The organism is Thalassotalea hakodatensis (assembly GCF_030295995.1).
In the GTDB taxonomy this organism is placed as follows: Bacteria; Pseudomonadota; Gammaproteobacteria; order Enterobacterales; family Alteromonadaceae; genus Thalassotalea_C; species Thalassotalea_C hakodatensis.
Genome location: NZ_AP027365.1, coordinates 1,674,684 through 1,689,822, shown reverse-complemented (window position 1 = coordinate 1,689,822; position 15,139 = coordinate 1,674,684). Strand labels below are relative to the sequence as shown.

General features: G+C 37.9%; 15 protein-coding genes. 5 read left to right on the top strand and 10 right to left on the bottom strand.

From position 1 onward, the window contains the following. Positions 1-128 precede the first annotated feature (128 nt). The 5 genes from QUE72_RS07410 to QUE72_RS07390 all read right to left on the bottom strand — a co-directional run bounded on the left by QUE72_RS07410 (position 129) and on the right by QUE72_RS07390 (position 4,078). Entirely contained in the window at positions 129-1,523 is a 1,395-nt protein-coding gene (locus QUE72_RS07410; protein ID WP_286272478.1) for a M28 family peptidase, read from the bottom strand. Positions 1,524-1,815: 292 nt separating this feature from the next. Beyond that, complete coding sequence (locus tag QUE72_RS07405; RefSeq protein ID WP_286272477.1) at positions 1,816-2,397, bottom strand: YqaA family protein; 582 nt, start codon at positions 2,395-2,397, stop codon at positions 1,816-1,818. A 145-nt stretch (positions 2,398-2,542) separates the two neighbouring features. After that, complete coding sequence (locus tag QUE72_RS07400; protein WP_286272476.1) at positions 2,543-2,992, bottom strand: GyrI-like domain-containing protein; 450 nt, start codon at positions 2,990-2,992, stop codon at positions 2,543-2,545. A gap of 91 nt (positions 2,993-3,083) precedes the next feature. Then, positions 3,084-3,503 (bottom strand): VOC family protein, encoded by a 420-nt coding sequence (locus QUE72_RS07395; RefSeq protein ID WP_286272474.1) that lies wholly within the window; start codon positions 3,501-3,503, stop codon positions 3,084-3,086. Positions 3,504-3,628: 125 nt separating this feature from the next. Beyond that, positions 3,629-4,078, bottom strand: a complete 450-nt coding sequence (locus tag QUE72_RS07390) for a hypothetical protein (RefSeq protein WP_286272472.1) — start codon at positions 4,076-4,078, stop codon at positions 3,629-3,631. 856 nt (positions 4,079-4,934) lie between these two features. Between QUE72_RS07390 and QUE72_RS07385 the strand changes: the two genes are divergently transcribed. Then, positions 4,935-5,903: a dihydrodipicolinate synthase family protein gene (locus QUE72_RS07385; RefSeq protein ID WP_286272470.1), complete on the top strand. Its 969-nt coding sequence runs from the start codon at positions 4,935-4,937 to the stop codon at positions 5,901-5,903. 270 nt (positions 5,904-6,173) lie between these two features. On the opposite strand, the gene QUE72_RS07380 is transcribed toward QUE72_RS07385, so the two are convergent. From QUE72_RS07380 to QUE72_RS07360, 5 genes are all read right to left on the bottom strand, one after another. Next, complete coding sequence (locus QUE72_RS07380) at positions 6,174-6,578, bottom strand: ABZJ_00895 family protein (protein ID WP_286272468.1); 405 nt, start codon at positions 6,576-6,578, stop codon at positions 6,174-6,176. A gap of 101 nt (positions 6,579-6,679) precedes the next feature. Continuing rightward, positions 6,680-7,234, bottom strand: a complete 555-nt coding sequence (locus QUE72_RS07375; protein WP_286272467.1) for a hypothetical protein — start codon at positions 7,232-7,234, stop codon at positions 6,680-6,682. 183 nt (positions 7,235-7,417) lie between these two features. After that, positions 7,418-7,612 carry a hypothetical protein gene (locus QUE72_RS07370; RefSeq protein ID WP_286272466.1) on the bottom strand — a complete coding sequence of 65 codons (195 nt, stop codon included), beginning with the start codon at positions 7,610-7,612 and terminating at the stop codon, positions 7,418-7,420. Positions 7,613-7,667: 55 nt separating this feature from the next. Beyond that, positions 7,668-8,090 carry a hypothetical protein gene (locus QUE72_RS07365; protein ID WP_286272465.1) on the bottom strand — a complete coding sequence of 141 codons (423 nt, stop codon included), beginning with the start codon at positions 8,088-8,090 and terminating at the stop codon, positions 7,668-7,670. A gap of 730 nt (positions 8,091-8,820) precedes the next feature. Then, positions 8,821-10,281: a Gfo/Idh/MocA family protein gene (locus tag QUE72_RS07360; RefSeq protein WP_074498568.1), complete on the bottom strand. Its 1,461-nt coding sequence runs from the start codon at positions 10,279-10,281 to the stop codon at positions 8,821-8,823. A gap of 301 nt (positions 10,282-10,582) precedes the next feature. Between QUE72_RS07360 and QUE72_RS07355 the strand changes: the two genes are divergently transcribed. From QUE72_RS07355 to nagA, 4 genes are read left to right on the top strand one after another with little or no spacing between them, the layout of a single operon-like run. Next, positions 10,583-11,872: a D-tagatose-bisphosphate aldolase, class II, non-catalytic subunit gene (locus QUE72_RS07355; RefSeq protein WP_286272463.1), complete on the top strand. Its 1,290-nt coding sequence runs from the start codon at positions 10,583-10,585 to the stop codon at positions 11,870-11,872. A 10-nt stretch (positions 11,873-11,882) separates the two neighbouring features. Next, positions 11,883-13,007: an SIS domain-containing protein gene (locus QUE72_RS07350; RefSeq protein ID WP_286272461.1), complete on the top strand. Its 1,125-nt coding sequence runs from the start codon at positions 11,883-11,885 to the stop codon at positions 13,005-13,007. Between the two features lie 40 nt (positions 13,008-13,047). Then, complete coding sequence (locus QUE72_RS07345) at positions 13,048-13,962, top strand: ROK family protein (RefSeq protein ID WP_074498571.1); 915 nt, start codon at positions 13,048-13,050, stop codon at positions 13,960-13,962. Further along, positions 13,952-15,133, top strand: a complete 1,182-nt coding sequence (gene nagA / locus QUE72_RS07340) for an N-acetylglucosamine-6-phosphate deacetylase (RefSeq protein WP_286272458.1) — start codon at positions 13,952-13,954, stop codon at positions 15,131-15,133. Before QUE72_RS07345 ends, nagA begins: the two co-directional genes overlap by 11 nt. Positions 15,134-15,139: the final 6 nt, after the last annotated feature.

Genomic DNA, 15,139 nt, shown 5'->3' with positions numbered 1-15,139 from the left:
TTTCCCTGCTGTCTTGCCATGATATGCCATATTGCAAAAGAGATACACACGACATGGTAAAAGAATTAACCGAATTTCAATTTATATAAACCTTATCAATGACTGAACAATACTTTTCGGTAATATCGCTATTGAATATTATGATCAAACGAGCCAACATCACCAGGGAACACAACGGGTGATTCAATACCGTTTTTATTGACACTAGCAACTCCAAAGTAATAATTATCAATGACAATATTTTCAAGAGTAAACTCATTTACATTATCAACCCAGCGACTATATTGCCATTGTGGTTCTCTCGTGTAGCGCCAATAGATACGGTAACCCGCAATATTTTCATCTTTTGCTGGCTGCCACGATAATGTCGTGCTGGCACGTACAGCACCAGAAATTTCAACCCCTTTAGGTGGCGCAGGTGCCCACGCCATAGAAGCTAAACTAACTGCGTTTAGTGAGGTAAGTTTAGCGGCATAGTCAAAATCAACTCCTTCAATGGTATCACCATAAACTATACCATTTTCAGTGCGTAAATCTTGATGCTGTCGATCGTAGTGTTCATTAGTTTCCATAATGCGCACAGCAGCAAAACCAGCATCATTAAACGGGCGATGATGCCCTCCTCTACCAAAACGGTCGAGTCGGTACACCAATATTGTATCTAAGTTTTCAATGTATTGATCAGCAATAGTATCTATGTAACGCGCTAAATTTCGACTTGCTGAATCAACCTCTCCGCCAGTAAAGCGGCGTTTACGAGCTTGAGCTTTAGTTTCAACAACGCGCGTACCTTCAGAAAAGATCCGTGCGGTAGTATTATCAGTTACACCGTTAATACCCGTAATATTACCAATCATATCGTTATTTAATACGCCTTGAACTTGCCAATTATATTTTTGCGCATGAGCGGTTAATATTTTACCACCAAACAAGCCTTGCTCTTCGCCAGATAATGCAGCGTATACAACCGAGCCATTGAATGTATACTGAGATAAAACCCGAGCCGCTTCAATCACCCCAGCAACACCCGAGGCGTTATCGTTTGCGCCGGGCGAATCACTGGTAAAGTCCATTACATCACTGACTCTTGAGTCTATATCTCCCGACATAATCACCATTCTATCGGGATCAGACATTCCTCGTTGAATCGCTACGATATTCACCACCTCAACAGGATCAGGTATACGTTTTTCACCGGATATCGTCTTTTTAACTTCTATGACTTCCAAGCAACCTCCACATTTAGCAGATATAGCTTCAAATTCTTGTTTAATCCAGCGTCTCGCTGCGCCAATTCCGCGAGTATCAGATTGCGTTTCTGACAAAGTATGACGAGTACCGAAGTTAACCAGCGTTTGAATATCAGCTTCAATACGTTGAGCTGATATTTGTTGAGCGATTTGATGCAACTTTGATTGTTGTGAAGGCTCTTTAGCAATACCAGTTAAAGGTATTGAATATAGAGAGGCTAAAGCACCATACTTTATCAACTGACTGACTAACTTTACGTGTGGAATTGGCATCGCATTAGTATCCTTATTGTGAATATATCCAACATGACAGAGTGAAACCATCACCGCAACTTATTTGAGATAAACGTTAAACACCTTAAATTTAAGCCCATTTATTCAGAACAGCTCAAACTTCGCTAAAGCCTAGTTTGATCACACTGCCGTTTCTCCTTAAACAGAGTGCTTACTTAACATTAAAATACAATATAACCCAATGAAATTAGCTCAAAGGACAAAACATTTCTCACTTTTACATGAGAGCTAATGGAAAGCTGCTCCCCTTCACAGTTAAAAAGAGAGATTTTTATATCGTGCTGATTCCCCATGCTGTCAGCACTAAAAGAGTTAACACAATAATACTTTTAGTTTTATGTTTATTTACAATCCGTTCCGCTTGATTACCTGCGTAATACACGACAATGGCCAGTCCAAAATATCGAATAGATCGCGCAATAGCTGAGGCCGTTAAAAATAATAAAAGCGAGTATTTCGTTGCACCGGCAGCAAGCATTGCAATTTGAAACGGAATAGGCGCAATTCCTAAGGTAATAACAAACCAAAAACCCTGGTTTTGCATTTGTTGTTTAACGTTTTCAAATTGTTCTGTACTAAAAAAGGTACTTATTATCCAATCACCAATGGCATCAAATAAGTAATACCCCAATGCGTAACCTAAAAACGCACCGATAATACAACCTAAGGTCGCCATTAAAGCAATAAGCCATAGCTTTTCACGACGCGCCTGCATTAATGGCACTAATACAGTTTCAAGTGGTATAGGCACAATGGTAGACTCTAAAAAGGAGGCAATCGTAACCCCACTAAGCATATTTTTTGAATCAATCAACTGACGTGTTTTATGTTTTAATCTTGTATGAATAGCCAAAAAATTTCCTTTCAATGACTCGGTTTAGATAAGGTGTTCAAGTTGATTTTCTTTATGTTATTCATTACTAATCACACCATAAAACGTGAAAACAAACGAATAAACAGCAAAAAATCAGCTAGTCTGTCTGTTTGCGTGATAATTATTACTCTACGGCTATATGCACTTCTATTTCACTTTCATTGGGATAATACTCAAAGTCAGTGGTATAAAGCCTGATATATTCCTTGTTGTCTTGTAAAAAATAGTTCCACACTTCTGCCCACGCATCAATCGCTATTTGTGGCATTCCCCCTTTACGCTTAAATACAAGATAATTACCTTCACGAATAGTTACTGACTCAAGACTTGAATCAAGTGAATTAGCGCTACCATCAAAGCCAGCAAGCACGGTAAACTGTCCTGTGTGATCTGATTCATATTCTGAATACACACCGTATACTCTTTCACCTTTTTTATAATCTACTGGCACAGTTTCATCAAAGGTTTGCCATAACCTTCCTATTTTTCCGTTATGAGGGTCCATCTCAGTAGCATTATCAGTGCGAATAGTTAACCCGTTTATCTTTTTTGCTGAAATAAATTTCAATTCCATGTCAATATCTCCTTCGTTACATAACAATAAAATAAGCAAACAACAAATGAAGTGGTTAAGTTATTTTGGCAGCAGTATTGTGACTTGTTTGTTATACGTTTTCTGAGCCAAAATATTTTGCTATAAACTCCGCAGATGGCTCGCAATTAGCACTTATATCGATTAACAAACCATCAGGGTCAACCGTCAGAAATCTACGTTGACCATAATCCTCATTTCGTGGTTTTTGCACTATGTTCAAGTTCATCGATTTTGCCTTTTCAAAATATTCATCACAGTCTGACACCACAAAAGCCAAGCTACTTCCCTGAGGACGTTTTCTAAATGCTTCTGGTATAAGCTTATGATTTCTAGGTTGGAGCATCAGTTCTACTCCTTCATTCTCAGGATCTGACAGTTGCACTATCCAATCAGACTCAAAAACGGGCTTCAAGCCTAACAGGTCACAATAAAATGTCTTTGAAACAGCAATGTCATCGACATAAAGCGCTGGGATCATCCTTTCTACCATTTTTATCTCCTCGGTGTTTGAATACGATTATTACCTATAACACCCCACTATTTTAAAAATATTATACTGCACTTTTATCTATCAAGGTTTAATACAAACTTTACTCGATAGAAATAAGTCAATAGTTATTGATATACATAAGTATTATATGAGCAATTAACATCAGGTTGGCTTGCGGGCTCTATTAAATAAAAACCGCTTTCAGCATTTTTTGCCATAGGCTCTAAGCTTACCGTATGCAAAATACCATCAGGGGTAGATTCAACTCTTTGTCTTTTCTTAAAAATAAGCTCGGTTTGCCAATTACTAGCCATAAGGGTAACGTTACCCTCATGTTCGGCTTTCCAAGTACCTAAAACGGTTGTTACACGATAATCTTCTAACTTTTCATCCCAAATATCAAAAGTAACATTGAATGTAGTGTCTGTCTTTAAGGTTAGGTAACCGCCATACTCTACACTCCCGTACTCATTTATTTGATCTAACTCTGTTTGGTTACTCTTTTGTATGTATCCATCAGAGAATAGATATAAGCCCATATTATTCGCTGTAAAGCTATGATTTTCTATTCTCAAAATTGATGTCTGTGAAATATCAAATCCAGAAGAGTCTACAATATCAATGATCTTGTAAACGCGCTGGTTGGAATTGATTGCTGGGGTATAAATAATTGAGTTGCTTGTAAGCGATTTAGGTACCCTAACAGAACTAATTGAATACCGTACGTTTGAACGTTTTAAATGACTTTTCAATTAAAGCCAAATCTTTTTTTGTCAAATGTTCGTCGAACACTCGCACATGTAATTTAGAAGTACACGCAGCTAAAAAACCAATAAAAATGATACCAAAGAAACGAGTTATACTATTGAAAGTTGATGCATTCATCAAAACTAGCCTAGGTATATAGCACTTGCAACAGCAGTGCACGGGTGTATTTAATATACTTAAGCTTCTACCCAAGGTTTAGCTACAGACTAAGCTGCAAGGCGACAAAACCACAAGGAAAAAAGCTCAATGACAGTGCATTAAATTACATTGTTTTTAAAATAGAATCTACCTACGTGCTTGAATTATCTATGTATATCTATTAAACGACAAGAGAGTGGCAAGGGTCAGGTACATTAAATGGAAAAGTACAATCAAGCCTCGTAGGTAATAGCTTAACTCATTGGAAGAACTATTGTGCTATAGGGTGTTTTGTTTCAACCATTGACTTAGATGTAAACATAGTAATTGAATACAGCCAAAATCAAGTGAAAATTTTGAATTCAAGAATTAACTGAAATTTGGCATGTGATACACCTAAGCCGTTAACTTAACTCCGTTACTGGTATAATTCTACAAACTTCCTGCTTTGCCGAAAGAAATTTATCTGATACAATCCTGTTTAGTATATTTTATACAATTTGATTTTAAACTAAAGGTAAAATAATGGAAACAAATAGCACAGATTGGCGATATACGGTTATGCCGGCCGTGTTTACATGGCTAAAAGAGTCAGAGTCCGGTGCCCTTGAAATTGATTTTGCTGCAACACAAAAATACGCTGCAGATATATTGAAAGTCAAAGGAAAAGGCGGTAGCAGAATGGGCGGGTTAGTCGGTTCTGGTACGCTAGGTGAAAATAGTTACCTAAGCGCAGAGCAACGCCTTTCATTACTTAAAGCCCTTTCTGTTGTTGCTAAAGAATACAATGTGCCGTTAATCAGCGGAGCTGCGGCAGAGACGAAAGAAGAACTTGCCAACATTGTTAAAGAACTCGCAACAGTTGGCGTGGATACCGTAATGGTAATGCCACCCAAAACTCAGGAAACACCTTCTGATGAGGAAATGTTTGCCTATTATGAGCTCTCTGCAAAAGCTGCAAAAGAGGCAGGCATAACCATTATGCCTTATAACAACCCTGATGCCGCCGGATATCATGCACTTTCAACAGATATTCTTAGAAAGCTTGCTGCCCTACCTGAAGTAACTGCTCTAAAAATATCGACGATAGATGTTTCAATAATTGAAACGTTGATGTTAGAAAATAAAGACTTAAAAATTCTGGCAGGTGTTGACACTGTAACAGTACACGCCGGACTTGCTGGCGCATGTGGTGGAATTACCGGTGTAGGTTGTATATTTCCAAAAGCGAGTGTCACCATGCAAGAATATGTTAATAATGGAGAATGGGCTGAGGCAAACAAAATTTCTCAAGCGATGAATTCCATTTCATATCTTGATGCTCAACCATTACTTATGGAATATCTAAAGTTTGCATTCGGCATTCACCATAATGATACTACCGGAGGGCTTCGTACCCTTGGCAAGAAATTAACCCAAGAACAAATAGATGATGTTCGCGCGAGATATTTGCTAGCAAAAGAAAGACTTGAACTTCTGAGTTTAATAGACTGATCTTTTCAAATACTTAAAAGAAAAAGCTCTGTTTTCACGGGGCTTTTAATAAAAGCTTCGTATAAGCCCTTTTTGCTCATAGAAATGAATAGCGAATACCGCAACGCCATTACGAGAAACTACTGTCCACTTCCCCATTAATGACACAGTTCTAAATTAGAATTTTCCTGTACTGCTAACGCCGCAATTAACAACTGAGTAATGCTTACTAAAATGTGAAACGAAGTGTAACCGAGCAAGCGTTACGTGTCCGATTATTTAAGTGATTTGTTAGCCAGCAACATAGCCACGTTTAATTAAGCTTTTCTTGGTGATTATTACAAATAAATAAATGGCTATTGCATACATAGTTGAGGTAATCATTACTGTAGGAATAAAGACAACAAAACTAAATGATTGTTCAAGTTCTGTGAATGCTTTTAGAACAAAAAGACTTTGGATGATAGTCATAATTAAAATAATGCCCAAGATAACTTTGGTTTGTTCTGAGCTCGTATAACAACGCCCATTACTTTTAGCAAAAGATTCTCCTATGTAACGTATAACAAAATATAAAATTAAAACATCTAATGCCTTAACTCCTCCGATATTAAAATAAACCAGGGCCGAACCTATAATTATTGAAGCTAAAATATAATAAATAGAAAAAGATATAAAAACATTACGCAAATTCATTGACTCTCCTGATGACTGACGTCCATATAAACGGACAAAAATAGATGTGAAGCGAACCGGAACCGAGCAAGCTTTACGTGCCCCGTGACTTTATGCGCTTGTTATATTTCACTTGCCTCTTTAGTTTGCTTATCAAAATGATCAACTGAAAAACTAAACAACACTTTAATCATAAAGAACATACTTACCATCAAGAACCATTCAGGAAGAGACAAATAAATGAGTAACAATATCCCGTAACACATTAAGTTTGCTGCAATAAAGCCCTGAAAGGGTTTTCCTTTTAAGGCATTAATCAAAAATGCTGAAGCTATAGTGAACCCCCAAACAATTAAAGCAGTATCCATTGGCTCAGAAAGTAACCAAGCAATAGCTAATATATGAACATGAATGGAAATAAATATAAGACGATTTTTAGGCCTTTTTGCGTAAAACTCATTAGTACCAAAACTAAAATTAGCAATACACCCTGCTAATACATCAGTTATTAATAGATAAGCTACAACTGTTTGCCAATTCCACAATTCAATGCCTGCGAGGGAATAGATAATCCAGCTACCAAGTAAAGCGAAAATTATTGTGCAAGAGACTTCTAATATTGATTGTTTCTCTCCAAGTACTTCATAAAGAAACTCTGGAGTTTTAAAATATTTCATTACTTAAATATGATTTCCAAATTAAATACCAAAACAATTAGTTTCCACCAATGTTCGCGTGAAATGTAACGCCGCATTAAACAGCGAAGTAATGCTTGCTAAAATGTGAAACAAAGTGGAATCGAGCAAGCTTTACGTGTCCCATTACTTTATGCCCTTATTATGTGTTTAATTTATTGATAGCTAATCAAATGTTTCAGGATTAGATTTAACATATAAACGTATTAAAAAAGCTACTAATAAATAAAATATAGTCATTATTACAGAGCCACCCAACGTTATGCTATCGAAGGCCCCTTGAGAATAAATACCTACAGTAGCTAAAACACTAAACATAATAAAAATAATCCAAAATGCTTTATTCTGTTTATCACTCATAATTCCACTCCTTAGAAAACACATGACGCCCACAATAATGTCCTGATTTATTTTCTTAGGTGACATTTACGCTGCTATTATTTTTTGCATGTTTCCAACAAAAATGGCCAAGTGGGAACAGTATTAATAAAATTAAGAGACTTAGGAAGCTGTTTTCGAAATCGCCCGTTGAGAACCTAAATACAATTCCAGATAATGCGCCCAAGCCAACTAGCGAAAATATTACGATGATTGAAGTTGGAGAAAACAGATACGTGCGTTCCTTTGATGCTTTAAAAATGAGCTGATAGCTAAGCTTACCAAACCAAACAGCTAGAAGTAGAAATACCATAATAAATCCTGCAGCTTGCATTGAAAATGGGGCAGTTCTATTGAGAAGTAAAAAGCCAATTAGTGCTAAGAATGCTAAACAAATCGCTGAGGTAGCTAATCCAATACCTGCACGATAAAAATTAATAATACGATCATCAAAATTCATACTAAATCCTTTTATATCACCTAACGCTTATATTAAACGACTTAAAATGATTGGTTTACTTTTTTGCACTTTGCAAAAAACGAAACAAACTCTTTAAGTCCGATTTGAATTTTTTGTAGATGAATTTACTTAAGCATCTGTTATTTAGCAAGTGGTTCGATTCACTGCTAAACCTGATTAATTAACCTAAGAACGTAAACCTGAACCAAGCAACAAGTAGTGAGTACAACCGAGACAAGTGCCCTGCCAATAACACCAAACCAAACCGCAACTTTTTAAACAGCAGAGTCATAATAATTGAGCCGAAAACAAATTAAATTATTAAACACTAAACCCAATAAACGTTAATTAAATTAGTTATTCACACGAGCGATTTTTCATAAGAACCATTCTCGCAAGTCACGCTATGAACAGTTCCTCATTACAAAAATTCAATATTCAAATTACCACTACTTCCATATCATATCAACGGGATAATAAGATCTATTCTCGCCTTCCACGATATAATTAGAAATAGTAATTGCTTTGCGCGTTTAAAGCTGGAACAAACAAAATCTGAATTTTCGACAGTAGTTTTTCTCGACTTTATCACTCGTTTAATGCCATGAATCGTGAGTGTTAAGAATAAAAATTAAGAATGAGATGCTTATAAAAAAGGCCTTAATCAAATGACCAAATTATTGGTTCATCTAATTAAAGCCCTTTATTAAAAGTCGCTTACGGCCTGTAATTAAGTAACAATTCCTAATGGCTTCCCTGTTTTCCATGCGCCACGGGTAAAATCTGGAATGACCTTGCTGTTACTACGATCTGCAACGGAATCCATACTAAGTGGGAATACCGAAGACCATGCCGCTGCATCATAAACATCTTGATCTAAAGGCTCACCATTTCGTAAACATGAAATAATACGATGTGTCATAATAAAGTCCATACCACCATGACCAGCACCTTTGGCTGCATCACCTAAACGCTTCCATAATGGATGATCATATGCTTGATACCATTTCTCCATGTCTGTGTCCCATGAATGATAATTCTGATGGTGTGGCTTATAACCTTTTTTACCATTCGCTGTCCATTGAGCCAAAGCTTGTTCATGCTCTTGGTCATAAATAGCTTTAATTTTATCTGGAATGTTCTCAAGTGCGATACGATTAGGGAAGCCTGCAAATACACCGTTAGTGCCTTGAATTAAATTATGACGACTGTACGGTCTTGGAGTTGTCGTGTCATGTTGAACCATGATACTACGACCTTTCACGGTTTTAATAATACTCGTATTCATATCACCGGCGATGTATTTCATTTGATTACGTTGGTGGCTCGCGGGGAATTCTCGTTGAGCATATTGTTGACGTCCCATTGCAGGTGAACTCATAGAAGTAAGATAATCGAGACGATCACCTCGGTTAACATTCATATATTGTGCTACTGGACCTAAACCATGCGTTGGATATAAATTACCGTTGTGCATAGCATGACGTTGTGTACGCCATGATCCTGTTTTACGATCAACTTCTTTCATTTGCCAACGGAGTTCATGAATATAAGCAGCTTCACCGTGCAGTAAATCACCGAATAAGCCTTGACGCACCATATTAAGCGACATTAATTCATCACGACCGTAGTTAACGTTTTCCATCATCATACAGTTTTTCTGAGTACGCTCTGCGGTATCAACTAACTGCCAACACTCTTCAATAGTCGTCGCCGCTGGTACTTCAATTAGTGCGTGTTTACCACTTTCCATTGACTCTACAGCCATTGGTGCATGCCATTTCCATGGCGTAGAAATCACAACTACATCTATATCTTGTCTCTCAAGCATTTTACGGTAAGCGTAATCAGAGCCTGTATACCTTTCAGGTGCTGGAAAGCCTTGCTTAACAACATGGGCAACAGATTTATCAAGTGACTGCTGATCGGTATCGCAAATTGCTTTTACCTCAACGCCTTCCATTTTAAGGAAATTTTTAACGTGATAATCTCCACCACGAACACCAACACCAATAAAGCCTACTCTTACTACATCCATTTTTGGCACAACAAGACCCATAACACTTGGGCCCTGCTGTTTAAGTATTGGAGAACCCGTATTCTGAGCGGTAGCTGCGCAACCGGCTACAACACCTACAGCAGCTGTTGCGGCTGCTGACTTTAAAAATTTACGACGACCAAGATCAGACATGTGTGTTTCCTTTATTTCTTATCAAACTAAATTATGTATAAATGTAATGCACTATATATAACCAAACACGACTTAAAACGCAATTAAAACTTTCAAAAGACTTCAATAAAAACAATAAAACCATAATCAAAGAAAAAAACAGACATAACACAAACCACGCAAATAACACAAATCACTGTTTTAATTAAACTTTATTATAACACTTATTATAAATAACATTCTTTCATTAACATTATTGCGAAAGAAAACGAAAGCTGATAGTATCTTTATTAATTTTTAAATTGTAAAAATAGGATTAGCAGTGACTAAGATAGTAGATATCATTAATAGTAATCGTAATGATGTAAAAGTTGGCATTTATTCTGTTTGCTGTGCTCAGCCTTTGATTATTGAAGCTGCAATTAAACAAGCACAAAAAAATAATTCCGTTGTGCTTATAGAAGCAACCGCCAATCAAGTGAATCAATTTGGTGGTTATACATCAATGAAACCAGCTGATTATGTAACTTTTATCACGAGTATTGCCGAAAAGTTAAATTTTCCAATGGAAAAGGTTATTTTAGGTGGTGATCATCTTGGTCCTGTATGTTGGGTAACTGAAACAGCTCAACAAGCGATGGAAAAGTCAAAAACCTTAATCAAAAGTTATGTTGCTGCTGGGTTTAAAAAAATTCACCTTGATACCAGCATGCCTTGTGCTGATGATGAACCAGCACTAACCGATGAAATCATCGCAGAACGTGCAGCTATTTTATGCGAAATTGCAGAAAAAACCGCGATTGAAACCTTTGGTCAATCAGATATTCTTTATGTTATTGGCACTGAAGTGCCTCCTCCAGGTGGTGCAACTGAAGAAATTACTTCACTTGAAGTAACACCTAAAGAAAATGTCGCGAAAACATATGATATTCATTTAGCGGCGTTTAAAGCAAAAGCATTAACAGATGCTTGGCAACGTGTTATCGGCATTGTGGTTCAACCCGGTGTTGAATTTGATCATACCAGCATCATCGACTATAACGCTGAAAAAGCTCAATCGCTTAGTCAATTTATTAAAACAGTACCCAATATTGTCTTTGAAGCGCACTCTACTGATTACCAAAAGCCAAGTGCTTATAAAGCGTTAGTCGCTGATCATTTTGCGATTTTAAAAGTGGGCCCACAATTAACTTTTGCCATGCGAGAGGCACTATTTGCATTAAGCTTTATTGAACAAGCGTATATTGAGCCAGAACGTCAAGCTAACTTAATGGCAGTGTTTGAAACAGAGATGCAAGAAAACCCAGGTTATTGGCAAAAGTTCTACCAAGTAGCCCCTGAAAAAGAAATGTTTTATCGTCAATACAGCTACAGTGACCGTATTCGATATTATTGGAATACAGTACGTGTTGAACAAGCGGTGCAAGTGTTGTTAGAAAACTTAACAAACAATGCGATTCCGTTACCATTGATCAGCCAGTTTCTACCAGAGCAATACCAAGCATTAAGAGAAGGTGAAATACAGAACTGTCCACACGACTTAGTTGTTCACAAAATTATGCAAGTGACTGAAGTATATGCTAACGCTTGCAATCAACAGTCTCCACTATAGGTTTGACCCGATGAATAAATTTTTGACTATCGACACCGATTCCTTAAAAGAACAAGGTGCATTCTGGACCGCAAAAGAAATTGCTCAACAACCTACCGTCTGGCAACAAGCGTTCGATAACATTGTTAATAAGCATGATGAAATTCAAGCGTTCTTAACTCCAATTCTTGCCTTAAACGGTATTAGAGTGTTATTTACTGGTGCTGGCACATCTGCGTATGTTGGCGATACAGTAGCTCCTTATATTGCTAAAAAAACAGGCCTTTCTTGCAAAGCAATTAGTACAACAGACATTGTCGGTACACCTGAGTATTATTTACAAAAAGAAAAGCCCACGCTGTTAATTTCTTTCGCGCGTTCTGGCAACAGCCCTGAAAGCATTGCCGCTGTGGAATTGGCAAACCAATTAATTGATGATTGCTATCATTTAGTCATCACCTGTAACAGCAATGGCGAACTTGCCAATGGCGCAAGAAACAAAGCAAACGCATTAAGTTTAATTATGCCGGAAGGCACCCTTGATGAAAGTTTTGCAATGACCAGCAGTTTTACGTCGATGATGGTGTCGGTGTTAAGTATTTTCACGCCTAATGAAGAACAGCTATCGTTAGCAATTAACGCCGCTAAGCACCTCTTGGCAGAAGAAGTAAATACGATTAAAAAGAAAGCCAGTAATGATATCGACAGGATCGTATTTTTAGGCTCTGGCACTAATCTAGGTATTGCACGTGAAGCGGCCTTAAAGTATTTAGAACTTACCGCAGGAAAAATTACCAGTTATTGTGAAAGCCCGTTAGGTTTTCGTCATGGTCCTAAATCTATAGTGAACAACAACACAGACATTATTATTTTTCAATCAAACAATAATGTTACTCGACGTTATACCGAAGATTTATACAATGAAGTTGTAAAAGACAATATCGCAAATGAAATTACCTGTATTGACGAGGTTGTGTTTGGTACTGAGCGAAAAATTGATGATATTTGGGCAGGCTTTCCTTTCATTGTATACTGCCAAATGTTGGCATTTTATAAATCAATGTCACTCAATTTATCACCAGACAACCCCTGCCCAACTGGCGAGGTGAACCGTGTTGTTCAAGGTGTTACTATTTATCCTTATCAAGATATTTAAGTGAATATCCATTAAAACTAATAACCATTAGGACTGTAAAATGGCGCGTTACGGTGTAGATATCGGCGGTACTAAAATAGAAACTGCTATATTTGATGACCATTTTAATTTACTAGATAGTTGGCGTGTAAATACGCCAACTACTGACTACGCATTATTTTTAAACACAATTAATGCGCAAATAATCAAAGCAGATCAAATCACCGGTGAGCAATGTAACCTAGGTATTGGTATGCCAGGTTTAATCAATCACCACGGTAAAGTGTTATCGGCGAATATTCCTTGTGCGACCAATAAAGATATCGCACATGATTTAAACACCTTGTTGAATCGCACCATTAGTATCAAAAACGATACAAGATGCTTTGCCTTATCTGAGGCTACCCTAGGAGCAGGTAAACATTACGCTAGAGTGTTTGGGGCTATTATTGGCACAGGCGCTGCTGGCGGGCTTTGTGTCAACGGTAAGCTTGAGCAAACAACACTAGGCATCGCAGGTGAATATGGACACATCCCCTTATCGGCTCAATTACAGCAAAAATACCAACTCCCTATTTTTACCTGTGGGTGTGGTTTAACTGGCTGTGTTGAAAGCTATATTGCGGGGCCCGGCATCAGTCGCTTATATCAACATTTTACCGGCAAAACTGAAACAGCCATTTATTGGCACCAACAGCTAAAATTGAAAGATGACACCGCACAAAAAATTCTTGATTGCTATCTCGATATACTGTCAGAAACGTTTGCTACTTTAATAAAAGTGCAAGAACCCGACATCATCGTGTTAGGCGGTGGCTTATCTTTGGTAGACGATATTGTCACGCAACTTCCTGAAGTGATAAAACGCCATTTATTTCCAGGTTTTTCGTCACCCAAAATAGTAGCGGCACAATTTGGCGACTCTAGCGGTGTTAGAGGAGCTGCAATTTTAGGGAGCTTACCCAATGAATCATGATCAATATTACCTCAAATGTTCAAAGGTTGTCACAGAGAATGCCGTAGAGCATAACAAGTTTGTCTTAATCAAACATGGCATTATCAGTGAAATAACCGACACTCCTAGCAACAATACCGCAATTATTGAGCTCGATAATCAAACATTAATCCCCGGTATGATCGATATGCACATTCACGGCCGCGAAGGCTGTGATGTGATGGATGCAAAGTTAAGCTCATTAGCCACCATTTCACAATCATTGGCCAAGCACGGCGTTACTGGCTTTCTGGCCACAACAGTGACCGCCAGTTGGCAGCAAACGCTGAAAGCCTTTGAAGTTATCGGCGAAGCAAGCCACGGTAACATGCCAGGTGCTCAAGTACTAGGCGCGTATAATGAAGGACTATTTTTTACTGAAACCCATAAAGGAGCACATAACGAAGCTTTCTTCCTTGAACTGACAAAAGAACGCGTAGACGAGATCTACCAAGCGAGTCAAGGCACATTAAAAGTCATGGCACTGGCCCCTGAATTTGAAGGATCATTAGAGATCATTCGTTATTTAGACTCGCTCGGGGTCAATGTAATGTTAGGTCACACCAATGCAACGTATCAACAAGCTACCGAAGCCTTTGCTGCCGGTGCTTGTGGCGGTGTACATGTATTTAATGGCATGAGCGGTATTCATCACCGTGATCCAGGTTGTGCAGGTGCAGTATTAACGCACAAAGGGGCACTTGCTGAAGTGATTGCAGACGGCGTACATTTACACCCCACCATCATGAATATGATTTATCGTTTAAAAGGTAAAGATAAAATCGCCTTGATCAGTGATTGTATCAATGCTGGTGGTTTTTCTGACGGAACTTATCGTTTAGGAGAACTTGATGTCGTGGTAAAAGATGGTATCGCTCGTACTGAGCAAGGTTCATTAGCAGGTAGTACGTTAACACTAGAAAAAAGTGTAAAAAACATTACCGACATGACAGAAATACCATTCTTTGAAGCCGTTCATATGGCAAGCTTAGTGCCTGCTGTTCACTTAGGGCTAGCCGATCAACTTGGTAGCATTGCAGTCGGTAAACGTGCTTGTTTAGCAGTGCTTGATAACGAACTCAATGTTAATGCCACCATTATTGACGGTGACGTTGTATTTTGTGAGCAAGGGTTCGCTCCGCTCACTCAATAATACGTT